This is a genomic window from Pontibacter beigongshangensis (assembly GCF_014332515.1).
Classification (GTDB): Bacteria; Bacteroidota; Bacteroidia; order Cytophagales; family Hymenobacteraceae; genus Pontibacter; species Pontibacter beigongshangensis.
In genome coordinates, this window is the sequence record NZ_VFSD01000012.1 from 103,606 (window position 1) to 120,896 (window position 17,291).

A 17,291-nucleotide genomic window follows, 5' to 3' on the forward strand; every position below is an offset into this window, starting at 1 on the left:
TAATACGGCTTGTGTATGATCTATAATTTCTATTAGAACCGGGCGTTCATACCCAATGTCAGTGTTTTAACCGGTGGCGTCATGGAGGTGTCGTAACCTACGCGGAATGGGTCGTTGCCTCGATATGACACTTCAGGATCCTGGCCGGTATAATTGGTGAATGTGAACAGGTTCTCGATAGTTGTAAAAAAGGAGAGCTCTTTCATCTTTATAACTTCGGCCATCTGCACCGGCAGGCTGTAGCGCAGCGTGATGTACTTGATCCTGATAAAGGAACCGTCTTCCACAAAGCGGTCGGACCCGAGCGAGTTGTAGTTTGGCCCGATCAAGGCTCTTGGCATATCCGTTACATCGCCTTCATAACGCCATCTTCTCAATACAGCTGTGCTTTGATTATTGTAGCCAGACATGTTCTCGGTATTGATTTTGGTCTGGTTGATAATCTGGTAGCCATATCTGTAATTCAGGAAAACATTCAGCCGAAAGTTCTTCCAGGTAATATTTGGACCGAAACCGCCTGTGATTTTAGGGTTGGCGTTTCCGAGGTACACAATATCCATGTAGTCGATGTTACCGTCGTGGTTTATGTCTTCGTAGATTGCATCACCAGGCTGAAACTCATACCCGATGGATGGGTAGTTGAAAAGCATCTGAATCGGATTTCCGTTGGCATCCAGGATAGAGTTCCCATCTTTGTCTCTGGCAATGGTAGACTCCGCATCTCTGTAAACACCCTTATACCGGAAGCCGTAGAAAGACCCGAATGGGTTACCCTCCTGCATAAAAATCTTGTACTGGCCGTTCTGGGCGATGTTCCCTCTCTCCCGCGGGTAGTACTCTGATATCTCCCGGATGATGTTGAAGTTTCTGGAAACGTTAAAGTCGAAGCGTACGGTAAGGTCCTTTCTTCGGATGGGAGTGATACCAACCATAAGTTCCCATCCATCATTGTCCATCACGCCCACGTTCATGTCTACACTGTTGAACCCTGAGACAGATGAAATCTGAAGGCCAGGGAAGAACATGTCATTTGTTCTCTTCTTATAATATTCCGCATCAATTTCGAGGCGGTTGTCGAAGGCACGCAGGTTAAAGCCAAAGTTAGACTGGATCACCGTTTCCCATTTCAGGTTGCGTAGCTCCATGTTTACAGGATACACACCGGCGATACCCATGTAATTCCAGTCGAAGCTGCGGTATTGGGCAAAGTGCGCATAGCTGTTGTTAGGTGGGTTGCCGGTGGAACCGTAGCTGGCACGCAAGCTGAAATCATTTACCTGAGACACATCCTGCATAAAATTCTCACCGGATACACGCCAGCGGCCAGAGATAGAAGGGAAAAGTCCGTAGCGATGCGATTCGTTGAATTTAGAATTGCCATCTGCCCGTAAGCCGGCATTAATGATGTATTTGTCAAACAAAGAGTACTGTGCATTCACTACAGCTCCCACGCTTCTGTTCTGTGCCATTCCCGAGGCTAAGCGTAAATCCGGGTTCTGAATACGGGCCGGCACCGAAGGGTCTGTAAAATAAGAAGAGGCAGAGTTAGCCGTGGTAACTGCATAAGACACGTTCCGATCGTCATTGGTCTGAAGTGAAAACAGCGCCTGCAGGCTATGGTTAGGCCCCAGGTCCGGAGTATAAATCAGGTTCGTCTTTGTTTGCACATTAAACCTGTCATTGTCTATGTCCTCCGCCCGGTTCACGTTTGTATTATCAGAGGGCAAACCTGTGGCTATCTGCGGCAGGAACCGGGTAGTCTTGCTGTTGTTAATATCGAAGGCTACGTCGAAAGAAGTAAACAAACGGGAAGGAATCAGGTCGTATTGCAGGTTAAATGTCGGCCGGATACGATCACCCACATTATTGCTCTTCCCAGCCTCTGCCATTGCCAGGGGGTTGTATGTACCAAAGCTTGTACGATTGGAATTCGGGCTGAATATTCCTTGAATATTTCGGAAAGGAGAAAAGTAGTTTGGTGTGAGCACTCCATTCTCATCATACTCATACACCGCCATGTTCGGCATCTTGGTGTAGGCAACCGAACGCTGGTCGGGGGCATAATTCATGTTATTATCCACGTGCGTGTAGGCCAGGTCGGTGCGGAAACGAATCCGGTCAGACACTTTGTAATCCAGGTTAATACGGGCGTTGATCCGGCTCAGGTCAGAGCCAATGGTTGTACCGGTTTGGTTATTGTAGCCAAGGGAGGCAAAATAGCTTGCTCTGTCGCCACCGCCCTGTAAAGAAATATTATGATCCTGCAGGTAACCTGTCCGGGTTATTTCCTCTATCCAGTTGGTGTTGTTGCTGTAGTTGTAATACCATTCCGGATCAAAAGGGTCGTACTGGAACTCCTTCACGGTGTTCGTATTGAGCGGCACGCCGTTACGGTTCATGAATGCCTCCGGAATGAGCATAGAATACTGGTCTCCGGTCAGCATCGGAATGGCATCGGGCTGCCGGCTGGCCACTCCCTTAAAAGTGTAGTTAATGGTAGGCTTACCCTTAACACCACGCTTGGTGTTTATCACGAGCACACCATTGGAGGCACGCGGCCCCCACATAGCTGTGGCAGCTGCATCTTTCAGTACGGCAATGTCTTTGATGTCGGCAGGAGCAATGTTAAGCAACTGGGCATATCCCTGCTCATCGGCTGTGGCAAAGTTAAAGTCATCGGAAATGGTAATGTCGTAGGGCATGCCATCAACCACTACTAGTGGGTCAGACCCCTGGTTAATGGAGGAAGTACCCCGTATCCTGATCGCCATACCCGCTCCCGGATCACCTGAGTTGGCTACAATGTCTACACCGGCCAGGCGGCCTTGAAGCGCCTGGTCGATAGAGGTCGCCTGAATCTCTGACAGTTCACGGGCATCTATCCTGGAAATAGCCGTGGTCAGGTCGCGTTCGGCAATTTCCAGCATGCCGGTGCTAACGGTTTGCTGCGCCACCACCTCTACCGTACCCAGCACCTTGGAGTCGGATTGGAGCTGCACATTAATGGTGGTGTTGTTGCCTATAGGCTGTGTTATGGTCTGGTAGCCAATATAAGAAATCCGGACAAAGTTCCTTGGGTTGGAGACCTTGAGCACGAAATTACCGTCCAGGTCGGAATTAACACCTGTCACCACCCGCTGCTCGCTGTCTATCTCCATTACGATCACACCAATAAGCGCCTCTTTGGTATTTTTATCGATTACCGTGCCCCGTAGCAGCACTCCACCCTGCGCCTGAGCAGCCACCTGTTGACTAAGTAGCATAACAGCACCTACCAGTAAACCAAAAATCAGGGTATTAATATTTTTCATAAGCAATATCTAATGAGTCCGTTACTTCCTAAATTATTTATTCAACATATTGCAGGTAATTGTCGATTAGGTGCATCACGCTTCTGTTGGCGATGATATTGCTGAATTCATTCTGCACCGTGGCTGTACGCCCTTTCATATCGGTTACCTGCAGGAGCTTGGCCTCCTGCTTACTGGTAATATGGAGGACTGTCACATCTCCGGTAATGGTTTTGTAAACCGACTCCAGGCGAAGTCCGTCTTCTTTGCCATCGGCTATGGTCGAGAACCGGTTCAGGATATGGTAGAGGATGAAGCTATTGATTTTCTCTTTTTCGGCCGCCACCGTTGTGGCAGGGTCGGCGGGCAGCACTCCGTCGGCAATGGCTTTTTCTATGGCAGCATCAGACGGGATAAAGTAGGTATAAAAAGTACCTGAGGCGGTCCCTAAAATCTCACCTGTTGTTTTGTTGTAAATAGAAGAATTATCGAGGTAAGTAAAGAATCTGCTGAACTGCGGGTACTTCTGCATGTGGAGGCCAATGGCAGTTTCAGCGGACAGCAGCGGCTTATCCAAATAATATACGATGCCGTTGGTCGCTTCTTTCTTTCCGATTACTCGGGGAAGATCATTGGAGTTCAGTGCTTGCTGTGGATCAGGCTCCAGGTTTCCGGCAGCGTAAACAACATTGTTCTTGAATTTTATTAGTTCGCCGCCATAGGTATCGTAAATTCCTTCACTGCCCAGGTTATCCAGCTCTCCGCGCATAGTAATGGCGATATGAGAGTTGATGAGGCGGTCGAGGCGGTTTATCGGGCTGATGACGCCAGAGGTTGAACCCTTGTAAAACCAGGTGTTATTGATGTTGTCGTAGGTGAAGCCTGCTTCGTTCAACACATCGTCTGAAAGCAGGAACATGGTGAAACGTACGTTCGGATTAGATACGGCACTCCTCAATTCCCGCTGCAGGAACCTGCTCATAAGCGAGAATTTAGGATCCAGGTAAACCTTACCGAATATACTGTGGAAGGCGTCGGATTCCTGCACTTTGGAAGCGCCGTAAAACATGCCGTTGCTGAGCACTTTTGGATCTACCACATCGGTTACCCTGTTGAATCTGGCCACTTCGCCCACAAAATTGGTGGTGGTACTGAACTTGCTCGGCCAAACGGCCGTCTGCCACATATGTGCATTTATAAAGTCATAGATCACCTGCGTTCCGATTTCATCCAGGCTGTTATAATGCTCCAGCAGCACTTCGTTGATGTATTTTGTAAGCACTTCGTTGGTGGGAACAAACATAGACCAGCTGTCGCTTTGCCCGTCGTTATCCATCTGCTTCAGAAAATTCTCATTGCCTGGGTTAAAGGCAAGCACATTCGGGAATGTTTTCAGGTATACGGAACCCGACACGCCTCGCTTGTTCCACTTTTCTGTAGCTGCAGCGCTGGAAACATACGATGCCGCATACTTTTCCAGCAGGCCTTTAAACACAGAGTACTCTGGCTTGGTAGCTAAGTACTCATCTATGCTCGGCAGGGGCAGCAACACTTTGTCGATGATATGAATCATACCGTTCTCTGCCCGGATGCTATGGTCACTACCGGTTACAGCGGCATCGGCTACGTTAAAGCCGGTATAAGGGGTGTTAGGATAGAAAGTTTTGTAGTCGACTTCAGAAAGGCCTTGTGCCGCAAAGTAGGAGTCGATAAAATAAGGCAGGTATTTATTATTGTTATCTTCGGTGACATAGTTTAACCCGTTGCGGTTATTGGCAACCACAAATGCTTCCTGCCCTCCTATGTTCGATTTGTAAGGAGCTGAATAATAAGCCGTTCTACGTTTGAAAGACTGTCCTGGCACCCACCCGATGGATGATTGAAATTCTGCCAATTTCTCTTTGCTGAACGCATTGTATACCAGAGAATAGGTTACGATCTCCCGGGCCTTGGCCTCGTCAATGGCGCCAATGCCCGCCAGGCCATTCGCTGCAAAGTATTTCGTGAAGGCTTCGTCGGTCGGGGCGAAAATAGTCCAGTAACCCGAGCTGCTCAGCGACTGCTTATAGCCGGCTTTGTCTACGCAGGCCAGAAAGTGCGTGAAGTTTCCTCTTGCTTCAAGCTGCTGATAAATTGGTGGCGCTAATGTTTTAGGAGGGGCATAGTATTCTTCTTTTGTATCACACTTAGTTAACAAAACCAGTAACGATAAGCAATACAATAGGACTTTTAGAGGTTTAACCATAACTATGATTTGTAGAAATTTATCACTCAGAACGATCAGTTTTTTATTAAATACTATATAATAATTATGACAATAGGCCTTATTTCTTCCTTTCGGGCATGGCATATTTATGCTCAAGCCTATAGGCTAAGCAATTTACAGGCACTCAGATAAAACAGGGAGCCTCGGATAAAAGCACCACAAGGGCACCAGCCGCCCAATACCTACATGCCCCTGGCACTTCGGAAGCCAAGCATCAGCAGCTGAACCTACCAATACCCGGCAGGAAAACTCAGTGAGTTATCTGCTATTTGGGAGGCAAGCGTTAATGTAAACTCTGTTAAAATCTATTTTGGTAAGCGATAGAATATCTTGGTTATAGCAGGAGGATAGTACACTATGAATTAAATTCATTTTGCTTTTAGTGCAAATGCTTTCCTTCTTAACGTAAGGCTAAAATACTATATAGTTACCTGCTATCTATCCTGCAGTGTCCTGTTTACGCATAAAATTCATCAGAACGCATAATCTGGCATTGAAACGATAAGGTTTTGACAGAAAGCTTATTAAAAATTAAACCAGGCTGCCTGTGCAATTGTGAGACATTGCCGAGCAGGAAGTCTAGGGCATAACGAAAAGGAGTGGCAGACACCGGCAAACGGCACCTGCCACTCCTGCATACTCACTCTAAATAAAGCGGGTTAGTAGAAGTACACCATATATTATAAGGAGTTGCGTCTGATTAATGTAAACGGATTGTGGATTCTCTCTCTTAGCTTATGCTTTATTAAAGCGGCAGCTGTTTCTCCCATCTTTTCATGGTCAGTGGAGATGACCGTGATGCCATTGTCGAGAATTTTTTTCAGGGGAGTGTCGTTGTAAGAGATCAGCCCAATGTCTTTGCCCAGCATCATGCTTTGTGCCCTGCTTTGCGTAATCAGGTCGGCCAGATCAGATTCTTCGAGCACGATATATGCTGTTTTGGCAGCCAGCGGCTCCTCTTTCATGTTGCTGATGATCGAATGCTCAAAGTTAGTCTCCCTGCAGAAATGCCGGAAACCTTTCACGATCTCAATCGGGTACGAAACCTCTTTGGGGTAAACCAGCACCAGTTTTTTGTATTTGGCCAGCAAGTCGATTCCCGAATACAGGGCAGCTCTTATGTCGCGCTCAAAGTCCTGGTAAATGGCGGCGCAATCGCCTCCGTACGACTCAATATTCTTGTCGAGCAGCAGCAACTTCTCAGGCGGGATCATTTCGATCGTTTGCATCGCCGCCTCCACATTGGCATAAAAATGCGGCATAATGACATAGTACTGGTACTTTCCCAGGCTCTCTTTTATAAAGTTCTCACATATCTTGCCATCATAGTGGTGTATCTGCAAATCTACCACAGCGTCTTCGCCCAGGCTTTTGAGCAGCGAGTAGTAAACTGTTTTTTTGTAGGCGCTCAGCTTGTTAAAGAGCAGCAGCACCCTGATCTTGTCGGAGGCGAAGGTGTGGCTTATGTAGCAGCCTTTGCCTTTTACAGAACTGATTACCCCACGCTTGCGCAACACCTTATATGCTTTCTCTATCGTGTCGCGCGAGAGGTAGTACATTTCACTTGTCTCATTGATAGAAGGAATGCGATGTCCACGCTTCAAGACCCCTGCTTCAATGTCTGAGATAATTGCATTTACAACCTGTAAATACTTAGGAGTTGCTGACGTCTCCTCAATCCGGTCCAATAGTTCCATGGGGATAGAATACGGTTAAATAAAACACACTAAAATGCCGACCTGCAAAAGACACAAAGCCCTGACCCGCCAAAGACAAATCAGGAACTTAGGAGCTGGTACACTTCAATTTCGCTCAACAACCAGCTTTTGCGCAATCGATTACATATTAAAAAAAAAATTATCACTTAACAAACGATTGTTCGTTTATTTTTACAAAACAACCCTTAATATTGCCTTAAATTTAATAATTTTTATTTAAATTATTATTATTTTAATTTTTATATTGAATTCACAGGCTCAGCACGGTATTTTTCGTTTACCCTAATTTCCGTTTCCTGTAAACATGTGTTGAGCAATCGATTACATGACATGTTGCGACGCATATGCCTTTTCATTTGGTATAAAGATCGGGAGAATATTTTTTATCCTGAATAACCCGAACACGCTGGCTTGCTATTTTTACTTAGGCATGTACAAGTAGCCTGATCCAAATTTAACCATCCTGCGGGTCAAAAGCAATCAATGCCAGATTTTGGTGCAATAGCATTATTTAAGTATAAATACCTTATTCATACGGAGTCAACTAGGGGTCTTTTAGCGCATACGGCAAGCAAATGGAGACTGGCTTTATTATCTGGTAACCGCAAAAGGATTACCAGCCGGAAAGAGGAGGCGCAGAAGCCAGGATTACAAACAGACAGTTCGCGCTCCAGTGAAAATGGTTCGATGATAATGGTTCGTCAGGTCCCAGGGCAATTATTCTAATCAAAATGCCCCTCCGGAGCTAATTCCTGCTGCTGCCGGATGCCTGGCAGTTTAACCTGCCCGCTTCCCTAAAGGCCAAACGCGTGTCTGGAGACGAGCGTGAGGAAATTAAGCAGGCTCCCTCAGGTATTTTACATTTCACCGGCCGGCAGATACCTTCTTTGCCCCTGGTGCTCCTGATCCGTTTCCCCAACAGATTTTACCCGACTGTACTTAGAGGAGCAGACCGGATCAAAAGTGGCTATCTGTTAATGACAATGCCCAGCATGTCGCAGAGCTGGTTTTCGAAGGATTTGAGGGACCGGATGGTGGTGAGTTGCCGTATCTGCTCCTCGGGGTCTGTTACCAGCCGCAGCTTTTCCATTTCCATCTTAATCAGGAGTTGCACATTGCGCCACTTCAGGCGGAGCACGGCCCGCTCCGCGCCATAGGGCAGCAAATCCGACTCATGGGGCACAAAGATCTGGTGCGTGGCCCAGTTGTGGCTCAGCTCATGCTGCTCCGACAGCAGGCTGATCGCCTCTGCCCTTATCTCCTGGTCGGGATAGTTGATAAAGTCTTCGGCCACCGGAATCTTCTCCTCACACAGCTTCTCTTTTACCAGTTCCATCAGGCGGGCATAAAGTGGCGTCCGGAACTCCACGTCCTCGAGCTGTTCCAGCATGTACTGGCAGGTAGTGATGCCCTCTTCGAGCACACGGTCGGGGTAGTTGAGCAGCATGCGCACGATTTCGCGCTCGTAGCGTTTAAGCACATCCGTATCCGACTCCTCCTTCTCTTGTGGCTCGGCTTCTGGCGGCAGGGGTGGTTCCTGCCCATAGGTGCTGCCGGTTTTCGGAGTCTGTGCCTGCTGCCGGTCCTGCAGCTGCATTTTGTTGTACTCCGACACGAGCACCTGCTCATCGATATCGAAAATAAGGCTGCAGCTCCTGAAAAAGACCGACCGCTTAATGGAATCCGGGATTTTGGCAATGGAGGCCACAATCTCGCGGATGGCCTCGGCTTTCTTTACAGGATTGTCTTTGGTATCGGCGGCATAGAGGCTGGCTTTGAACGAGATAAAGTCCTGCGCCTGCTGCTGCACATAGTTCTTAAAGGCCGTATCGCCAACTTTTTGTATGTAGGAGTCGGGGTCCTCTCCTTCCGGAAAGGTGACCACATTCACGTTGAGCCCATTCTCCAGGATAAGGTCGATACCGCGCAAGGAGGCTTTTATTCCGGCCGCATCGCCATCGTAGAGTACGGTAATGTGCTGGGTGTAGCGCCCGATGAGCTTGATCTGGCCATCGGTGAGCGAGGTGCCCGACGAGGCCACCACATTGTCGATGCCGCCCTGGTGCAACGAGAGCACATCGAGGTAACCCTCCACCAGGTAGCACATGTCCTGCATGCGCATGGCCTGCCGCGCCTGGTACAGCCCGTAGAGTACATTGCTCTTGTGGTAGATCTCCGACTCGGGCGAGTTGAGGTATTTGGGGCTCTTTTTGTCGTTCGATTTGAGGGTACGGGCACCGAAGCCCACCACGCGCCCCGACACATTGTGGATCGGGAACATGACGCGCCCCCTGAACCGGTCGTAGCGCTTGTCGTCTTTTACAATGGTAAGCCCGGTCGCCTCCAGGTACTGCTGCTTATAACCGGCTTTCAGGGCGGCGTCGGTCAGGTCGGACCAGGCGTCGAGGCTGTAGCCCAGCTCAAACTTTTTAACGATGGCGGCCGAAATCCCTCTCTCTTTCAGGTAAGCTTTTCCGATGCCGCCCTGCTCGTGCTCATGCAGGTTCTGCTGGAAATGCTTGTTGGCAAAGTCGGTGATGATGAACTGGCTGTCGCGCTCGTTCTGTTCGCGGCTGCTCTCCGGCGAGGGGGCTTCTTCCGGAATCTCGATGCCGTATTTTTTGGCTAGGTACTTGAGCGCCTCCGGAAAGCTGGTGCCTTCCACATCCATGATAAACTGCACCGGGTTGCCGGCCTTGCCGCAGCCAAAGCACTTGTAGATTCCCTTTGCCGGCGAAACCGAGAAAGACGGCGACTTTTCGTGGTGGAAAGGGCAACAGGCCCACATGTTCTGCCCCTTCTTCTTGAGCGACACAAACTCTCCCACCACCTCCACAATGTCGGCGCGGGCCATTATCTGGTCAACTGTTTCTTTCGGGATCAGGGACATGCTTTACTCTTTTGCAGGATTACAAAGATAAGGGTTTAATTGTGAATGAGTGAATGGGTGAATTTGTAATGGATGAATTATTTGAATGAAAAATGACCTCCGGAGGCTCCGCTGCTGCTATAGATGGTAGACCTTTTTTATCGGAACCATTCTATAGGCCCCTACCCCAGGAATTTACAGAAAGTAAGAGTGCAGGAATGTTTAAAACATCGTCCTCGGTGCCGGGCGTAGTCGGAAATTATGCCCTTTTTATACCGGTTAGCCTCCGAGTATCCTCGCTGCCAGAGCAGCACAAAACTGTGATGTCAAAAATAATCCTGGAAATTTAGCAATGCGTACCTATTGCTTCTGTGAAGCAAAGGTAGTTGGAGACTACCTGACATAAAAATGGCGTAGTCAGAAACTACGCCCAGCGATTTTTCTTAGTCGTAACGGTTTATTCATTTCCACATCTTCAGATTTCAAATTTCCAAATCTTCAAATTCTCAAATCCCTAAACCTTCAAATTAAAAAACCAACCATTTAACAATTCAGCCATTTAACCATCTAGTAATTAGCACATCAGCACATTAACCCTACCTCACAAAAAGAAGCATCTCTTCATTTTCAGTCCAGATAAGGAGCGTATCGTCTTTAATGGAGAAGGAGACAGCTTTTTCCAGCAGCCGCAGGTAGTACTCATCAAAGGCCATGTGCCGCACAGGGCCGCCGCGCTTGGTCGTGCCGAGGCTGCCGATGGTCAGTTTACCGGCTTGCTCGGCACTGTTAAAAATAGCGGAGCCTGCATACAGGTTTACCAGGTTTTCGCCGCGCACACTAAACGAAGCACCCGTACGCTGCTCCAGGCTGCCCCCCGACGTGGCAAACTCCAGCCATACCTGCAGGCTGTCGGCAGGGGGAGCCACTGTTTTAACCGGTTCCTCTACCCGCACCAGGTACCACCTGCCGAGCAGCTCATCAGAGGTTTTAAGCTCCGGATCTCCCATCTCGAGGCACGAGGTAACGAGCGCAATGCAGAGCAGCAGCGCAAACACATTAAACTGGTAAAGTACCGGCGTATTTTTCATAGCAGGGTCAGGAAGTGTTTATTTATTAGATTCTTAAAGGCGGAAAAGGGTTGCAAGCCAGGCATCAGCAGGGCAAAAAAATATTGCTTCTTGTTAAAGCGGCACCACGCGGCATTAAACAGCTTCTGGTCATGCTTTCAGGAATTTTGTTTGTATCTTTGTTCTGACACATGTTGAAAGTCGCCCCAAAAATATGGCTATTACAAAAGAAGATATATTAAAAGCCCTCAGCTATGTGGAGGAGCCGGATCTGGGAAAAGACCTGGTTTCCCTGAACATGATTGAGCAAGTAGAGGTTGATGGCAAAAACGTCAGCTTCACGGTTATCCTGACCACGCCCGCCTGTCCGCTGAAGGACCTGATCCGCAATGCCTGTATTACCGCCATCCATACCATGGTAGACAAGGAGGCCAACGTAACCGTGAACATGACCTCGCGCGTTACCTCCGGCCGCACCGGCGGCGGCGACGTGCTGAAAGGCGTAAAAAATATTATTGCCGTGGCTTCAGGCAAAGGGGGCGTAGGCAAATCTACGGTTACCACCAACCTGGCCATAGCCCTGGCGCAGTCGGGAGCCAAAGTAGGCCTGATAGACGCCGACATCTCGGGCCCCTCCATCCCCACCATGTTCGGCACGGAGCAGACACGGCCCGGCATGGTGCAGGGCGACAACGGCAAAAACTACATTGTGCCGGTAGAGAAGTTCGGTATTAAGATGATGTCGATCGGCTTTCTGACCCCTCCGGACAGTGCTGTGATCTGGCGTGGTCCTATGGCCAGTTCCGCCCTGAAACAGTTTATCTCTGATGTGGAGTGGGGAGAGCTCGATTACCTGCTATTAGACTTGCCTCCAGGCACTTCCGACATTCACCTGACCATGGTGCAGGTGCTGCCGGTAACCGGTGCCGTAATCGTGACGACACCACAGAAAGTGGCCCTGGCCGATGCCACCAAAGGCCTGCAGATGTTCCTGCAGCCACAAATTAACGTGCCGGTATTGGGTATTGTGGAGAATATGGCGTATTTTACACCTGCTGAGCTACCCCAAAACAAATATTATATTTTTGGAGAAGGTGGCGGCCAGCTGCTGGCAGACAAGTACAACGTGCCTTTGCTGGGCCAGGTGCCCCTGGTGCAGAGCATCCGCGAGAGCGGCGATGACGGAACTCCTGTGGTTTTACAGAACGATTCTCCGGCTTCCGGTGTTTTCAAAGAGTTAGCCCAGGCCGTTGCCCAGCAGGTATCTGTTCGGAACGCCACGCTGGCCAAAACGCAGATCGTAGAAATAAAAAATTAAGAGAATGACAGTTACAAACGTAGACAACGATTTTTTACTTCGAATAGAAAGCGCCCTGGATCAGATCAGGCCCTACCTGGAAGCTGACGGCGGCAACGTGAAGGTGCTCGAAGTAACCGACGACATGGTACTGAGGCTGGAATTGCTGGGTGCCTGCGGCTCCTGCCCCATGTCTACGATGACACTGAAGGCTGGTGTTGAGCAGTCGGTGCTGAAGGCAATACCAGAGATAAGAGCCGTAGAAGCTGTTAACCTGACGCAGGCATAAGGCCGCTTTTAGGATAAGTTTACTTCTACACAAAATATTGGCGGGTGCTGTTGGTAACTACTGGCAGCACCCGCTTTTTTTATGCTTCTGGCTGAACTGTTGCTTCTTCAGTATTGAACTGACGTTGCGCAGTAGCAGGTGTAGCAAAACCTCTGGAGGGGCATTTTGATTCGAATAATCCAGTCAAGCTCCTCGTCCAGACGCTCGCAGGGGATGCGCACGCTGCGAGGTCTTGGCTGCTGGTCTTCAAAATGTGCAGCAATTCAGTACGCTTGGGCCTATAATATACAAGACATACGTCATATGGTGTAGCAGCAGGAACCGACTCAGATAGAGTAAAATTCATACAAAAACGCAGTGCTCTACCTCTTTGCAGTTCTGAAAATATGCAGACTGCATACTTTATACCTGAAAAATCCTTGACGAAATGTGTAAGCTTACGTAAACATTTAATTATCAGGATATATTGATTAGCAGCACCAATATCTGGATTATTTGAATAAAAATGCTCCTCCCGGAAGCCAGGCTGCTCCTGCTGCTGCTGCTAAATATTGATTAGGCCAGATATACAACGCACCAGAACCATAAGCCTTTTACGCACACCATGATCAGAGCAAACGACCCCACCCTGCACTCCTGGATTCAGATTTCCCCTGAAAGCGACTTCCCTATCCAAAACCTGCCCTTCGGCATTTTCCAGACACCTGAAAAAGACCCGCGGGTAGGGGTGGCCATTGGCAGCTACGTACTGGATATGTGTGTGCTGGGGCAGTACAACATGTTTGAGCTGATCGACATTGACCCCACCGTTTTTCACCGCCCTTTCCTGAACGACTTTATGGCCTTAGGCCGGCCAACCTGGCGTGCCATCCGGAACAGAGTGTCGGAGCTGCTGCGCACCGACAACGAGGAGATCAGCGGGAACAGCGAATTGATGCAGAAATGCCTCATCCGGATGACAGACGTGGAAATGCTGCTGCCGGTAAAGGTGAGCAACTATACCGATTTTTACTCCAGCCTGGAGCACGCCACCCATGTAGGGCAAATGTTCCGCGACCGGGAGAACCCGCTGCTCCCGAACTGGCGGCACCTCCCGGTCGGGTACCATGGGCGCGCCTCCTCTATTGTAGTATCTGGCACGGCAGTTCACCGCCCTAACGGCCAGACGCTGGACCCGCAGGAGGAAAGTCCGGTTTTCGGACCTACCCAGCAACTCGACTTTGAGCTGGAGCTGGCTTTTGTAACCGGCAAAGAAACCACGCCTGGCAGCCGCGTGAGTACCGAAGAAGCCGATGAGCATATTTTTGGTCTGGTGCTGCTGAACGACTGGTCGGCCCGCGATGTGCAGAAATGGGAATACGTGCCGCTTGGCCCTTTTCTGAGTAAAAGCTTTGCCACCTCCATCTCGCCCTGGGTGGTCACGCTCGATGCCCTGGAGCCATTCCGGGTAAAAGGCCCTGAGCAAGTGCCCAGGCCCCTGCCCTACCTCGACTTTACCGGCCACCGCCATTACGACATCAACCTGGAAGTGCTGCTGCAACCTGCTGATAGAGAGGAAATAAGTCTATGCCACACCAACTTCAAACAGGTGTACTGGAACATGAGCCAGCAGCTGGCGCACCAGACCAGCAATGGCTGCAACCTTCAGGTAGGCGACCTGTACGCTTCCGGCACCATCAGTGGCTCCGAGCCAGGTTCGTTTGGCTCGCTGCTGGAGCTGACCAGGCAAGGCTCCACCCCGCTTACCCTCCCCGATGGCTCCCAGCGCAGCTTCCTCCACGATTACGACACCGTGATCATGCGGGGCTTTGCCGAGAAAGAGGGTATCCGGATTGGCTTCGGAGAAGTGAAGGGCCAGGTGCTGCCGGCCGTTTAAATAGATGCCAGACTTAGGAGCTTTGCCAACTTAAAAATTCGAAATTTCAGAACTCCGCTTCCATGACCACAATTCAAGCATTTTTCACCTGACAGACAATTTGGTTGGCTGATTCATTTGTCCGGTTTTAACAGGTTGGTTGACCCTTGTTAGTTGCAGAGGCTATAAGGACATGGCTGCGCATCTTTCTTTTCAACACCTTTATTTAACAATCAACAAACCAGTAACGCCGCCCTTACACCATGACTGTGAAAACAATTAACCTGCAAGACACGCCATCAGCTGAAGTGTACAGCCTGCTTTCAGGTGCCGTTGCACCCAGGCCGGTAGCCTTTGCCAGCACCACCGATGCGGCAGGCCATGTAAACCTGAGCCCTTTCAGCTTCTTCAACCTCTTCAGCTCCAACCCGCCCATCCTGATCTTTTCCCCACTACGGCGCTTCCGCGACAACTCTTCCAAACATACCCTCGACAACGTAAAAGCAACCCGGGAAGTCGTGATTCATATTGCCAGCTACAACCTGGTGGAGCAAATGTCGCTGGCCAGCACAGAGTATGCTACTGGCATAAACGAGTTTATCAAAGCCGGCCTGACACCGGTGCCGTCCGGATTGGTGAAGCCTCCACGCGTGGCCGAAGCACCTGTAGCGATAGAGTGCCGCGTAAACGACATTATCAGGCTTGGCAAAGAGGGTGGCGCAGGCAACCTTGTAATTTGCGAAGTGCTGCTAATACATGTGCAGGAGGCGGTACTGGACGAAAAAGGACGCATTGACCCCTATGAACTGGATGCCGTAGCGCGTATGGGCGGCGACTATTACATCAGGGCAAATGGCGACAACATTTTTATGCTTCCCAAGCCTTCCCGCGACATAGGCATGGGCATCGAACAGCTCCCCGACTTTATCCGCAACAGCACCATCCTGACGGGCAATAACCTGGCCCGGCTGGCCAATATCCCCATGCCGCCCATAGAACCCGCTGTGAAAGCGTTTAAAAAGGAGCCGATTGTAGCCTACACCATCAACAAGTTTAAAGACCAACCCGAAAAGCTGCAACTGGAGCTGGAAATACTAGGCAAAAAACTGCTGGAGGACAACCAGGTGCAGGCAGCCTGGAAGGTGCTGCTGCTAATGGGCAAGATGAAAGGAGGTTGAGAGGCACAAGCAGCTCCGGAGGACTATTTTGATTGGAATAATTTGGTTAATGATGTAATGTGCTGATGTGCTAATTTTTCAATTTGCAGATTTGAAGATGAATAACACCCCACTGGGCTCGTTTCCGACTACACCCAGCATTCATGACATTTCTTGATTTATGCAAGGCAAAGAACATTCTTACATGCTGTAAACTCTTGGGGTAGGGGCCCTATATAAAGATTCAGACAAAGCCTAATTCCGCACGGCAATCATGAGCCCCAACTCTTTATAGCGCATGCCGAACTTTTTGGCGATCTGGGCATTGGTGAGGCTGCCTCTGTAGATGTAGACGCCGCTCCGGTAGTGCTCGTTCATAAACAGGATTTCGTTGATGCCACCGTGCTTTGCAATTTCGGCAAAGATGGGAGTAAAAATATTGCTGAGCGCATTGGTGGCCGTGCGGGGAACCCGCGAAGGAATATTGGGCACACAGTAATGGATGATATCGTATTTGCGGTATACAGGGCGACTATGAGATGTTACTTCGGATGTCTCGAAGCAACCTCCCTGATCGATACAGACATCTATGATCACGGAGCCAGGGTTCATCTGCGCGATTAACATTTCTTCCACCATACAGGGCATGCGGCCTTCGTCGGCTACCAGGGCGCCAATAACCACATCGGCCTGCTTAATCTCGTTGTAGAGCACCGCCTTGTCCAGGGTAGAGGTGAACAGCTGCGCCCCTATGTTATGCTTCAGGCGGCGGAGCTTGTAAATGTGGTTATCGAACACTTTTACCTCAGCGCCCAAGCCTATGGCGGCTCTGGCAGCGTGTTCGGCCACGGTGCCAGCTCCCAAAATAACCACTTTTGAGGGTGGCACTCCTGTAATACCGCCCAGAATAACCCCTTTGCCCTCGTTGCTGCTGCTCAGGTACTCGGCCGCAATCAGCATAACGGTGCTTCCTGCTATCTCGCTCATGGCCCGCACCACAGGCTTCGACCCAGATACGTCGCGAATGAGCTCAAAAGAAATGGCATTGATCTTTTTCCGGAGCAGCGCCTGCACATAGTCAGCGGTCAGGTTTCCGAACTGGAGAGCCGATATCAGGGTCTGGTTCGGGCGCAGGTACTCTATCTCTTCATAAGTGGGGGGGGCGATCTTCAGGATAATTTCGGCCTGGTAAATTTCCTCTGCCGAGTACACCACCTTGGCACCTGCCTCCGAGTACTCATGATCGGAATATTTGGAGGGACTGCCGGCACCAGACTCCAGCCAGATACGATGCCCCATGTCGGTGAGCTGCTTTACAGCGTCCGGTGTGAGGCCGATCCGGTTTTCCTGAAACGAGGATTCTTTAGGCAACCCGATAAAGAGGCTGCGGTACCGCTCCTCTACGGCCAGCATCGACTCTTTGGGGTACAGTGCGGAACTGGTGGCTAACCTGCCCATGTTTACGGCGAATCTCTCCGTCATA

At 49.8% G+C, this 17,291-nt stretch carries 10 protein-coding genes; 4 read left to right on the forward strand and 6 right to left on the reverse strand.

Translation table 11 applies throughout. From position 1 onward, the window contains the following. Positions 1-32: 32 nt before the first annotated feature. The 5 genes from FJM74_RS11320 to FJM74_RS11340 all read right to left on the reverse strand — a co-directional run bounded on the left by FJM74_RS11320 (position 33) and on the right by FJM74_RS11340 (position 11,231). The gene (locus FJM74_RS11320; protein WP_206684034.1) at positions 33-3,311 is read right to left on the reverse strand and encodes a SusC/RagA family TonB-linked outer membrane protein; all 3,279 of its coding nucleotides are present in this window, start codon (positions 3,309-3,311) and stop codon (positions 33-35) included. A gap of 37 nt (positions 3,312-3,348) precedes the next feature. After that, complete coding sequence (locus tag FJM74_RS11325) at positions 3,349-5,487, reverse strand: fasciclin domain-containing protein (protein WP_187262713.1); 2,139 nt, start codon at positions 5,485-5,487, stop codon at positions 3,349-3,351. A gap of 749 nt (positions 5,488-6,236) precedes the next feature. After that, positions 6,237-7,253, reverse strand: a complete 1,017-nt coding sequence (locus FJM74_RS11330) for a GntR family transcriptional regulator (protein WP_187262714.1) — start codon at positions 7,251-7,253, stop codon at positions 6,237-6,239. A 988-nt stretch (positions 7,254-8,241) separates the two neighbouring features. Beyond that, complete coding sequence (dnaG, locus tag FJM74_RS11335; RefSeq protein ID WP_187262715.1) at positions 8,242-10,164, reverse strand: DNA primase; 1,923 nt, start codon at positions 10,162-10,164, stop codon at positions 8,242-8,244. A gap of 575 nt (positions 10,165-10,739) precedes the next feature. Then, on the reverse strand, positions 10,740-11,231 hold the full coding sequence (locus FJM74_RS11340) for an META domain-containing protein (RefSeq protein ID WP_187262716.1): 492 nt from the start codon (positions 11,229-11,231) through the stop codon (positions 10,740-10,742). Between the two features lie 193 nt (positions 11,232-11,424). Here FJM74_RS11340 and FJM74_RS11345 point away from each other — a divergent pair, with 193 nt between their 5' ends. From FJM74_RS11345 to FJM74_RS11360, 4 genes are all read left to right on the forward strand, one after another. Continuing rightward, positions 11,425-12,528 carry an Mrp/NBP35 family ATP-binding protein gene (locus FJM74_RS11345; RefSeq protein ID WP_187262717.1) on the forward strand — a complete coding sequence of 368 codons (1,104 nt, stop codon included), beginning with the start codon at positions 11,425-11,427 and terminating at the stop codon, positions 12,526-12,528. Positions 12,529-12,532: 4 nt separating this feature from the next. After that, entirely contained in the window at positions 12,533-12,796 is a 264-nt protein-coding gene (locus FJM74_RS11350; RefSeq protein ID WP_187262718.1) for a NifU family protein, read from the forward strand. 604 nt (positions 12,797-13,400) lie between these two features. Then, complete coding sequence (gene fahA, locus FJM74_RS11355) at positions 13,401-14,672, forward strand: fumarylacetoacetase (protein ID WP_187262719.1); 1,272 nt, start codon at positions 13,401-13,403, stop codon at positions 14,670-14,672. Between the two features lie 242 nt (positions 14,673-14,914). After that, positions 14,915-15,829, forward strand: a complete 915-nt coding sequence (locus tag FJM74_RS11360; RefSeq protein WP_187262720.1) for a flavin reductase family protein — start codon at positions 14,915-14,917, stop codon at positions 15,827-15,829. 234 nt (positions 15,830-16,063) lie between these two features. On the opposite strand, the gene FJM74_RS11365 is transcribed toward FJM74_RS11360, so the two are convergent. Then, the gene (locus FJM74_RS11365; RefSeq protein ID WP_187262721.1) at positions 16,064-17,290 is read right to left on the reverse strand and encodes an alanine dehydrogenase; all 1,227 of its coding nucleotides are present in this window, start codon (positions 17,288-17,290) and stop codon (positions 16,064-16,066) included. Between the last annotated feature and the right edge of the window lies 1 nt (position 17,291).

Excerpts from the sequence above, each read along its gene's own strand:
- FJM74_RS11320 (WP_206684034.1), bottom strand. The coding sequence starts at position 3,311 with ATGAAAAATATTAATACCCTGATTTTTGGTTTACTGGTAGGTGCTGTT.
- FJM74_RS11330 (WP_187262714.1), bottom strand. The coding sequence starts at position 7,253 with ATGGAACTATTGGACCGGATTGAGGAGACGTCAGCAACTCCTAAGTAT.
- dnaG (WP_187262715.1), bottom strand. The coding sequence starts at position 10,164 with ATGTCCCTGATCCCGAAAGAAACAGTTGACCAGATAATGGCCCGCGCC.
- FJM74_RS11340 (WP_187262716.1), bottom strand. The coding sequence starts at position 11,231 with ATGAAAAATACGCCGGTACTTTACCAGTTTAATGTGTTTGCGCTGCTG.
- FJM74_RS11345 (WP_187262717.1), top strand. The coding sequence starts at position 11,425 with ATGGCTATTACAAAAGAAGATATATTAAAAGCCCTCAGCTATGTGGAG.
- FJM74_RS11350 (WP_187262718.1), top strand. The coding sequence starts at position 12,533 with ATGACAGTTACAAACGTAGACAACGATTTTTTACTTCGAATAGAAAGC.
- fahA (WP_187262719.1), top strand. The coding sequence starts at position 13,401 with ATGATCAGAGCAAACGACCCCACCCTGCACTCCTGGATTCAGATTTCC.
- FJM74_RS11360 (WP_187262720.1), top strand. The coding sequence starts at position 14,915 with ATGACTGTGAAAACAATTAACCTGCAAGACACGCCATCAGCTGAAGTG.
- FJM74_RS11365 (WP_187262721.1), bottom strand. The coding sequence starts at position 17,290 with ATGACGGAGAGATTCGCCGTAAACATGGGCAGGTTAGCCACCAGTTCC.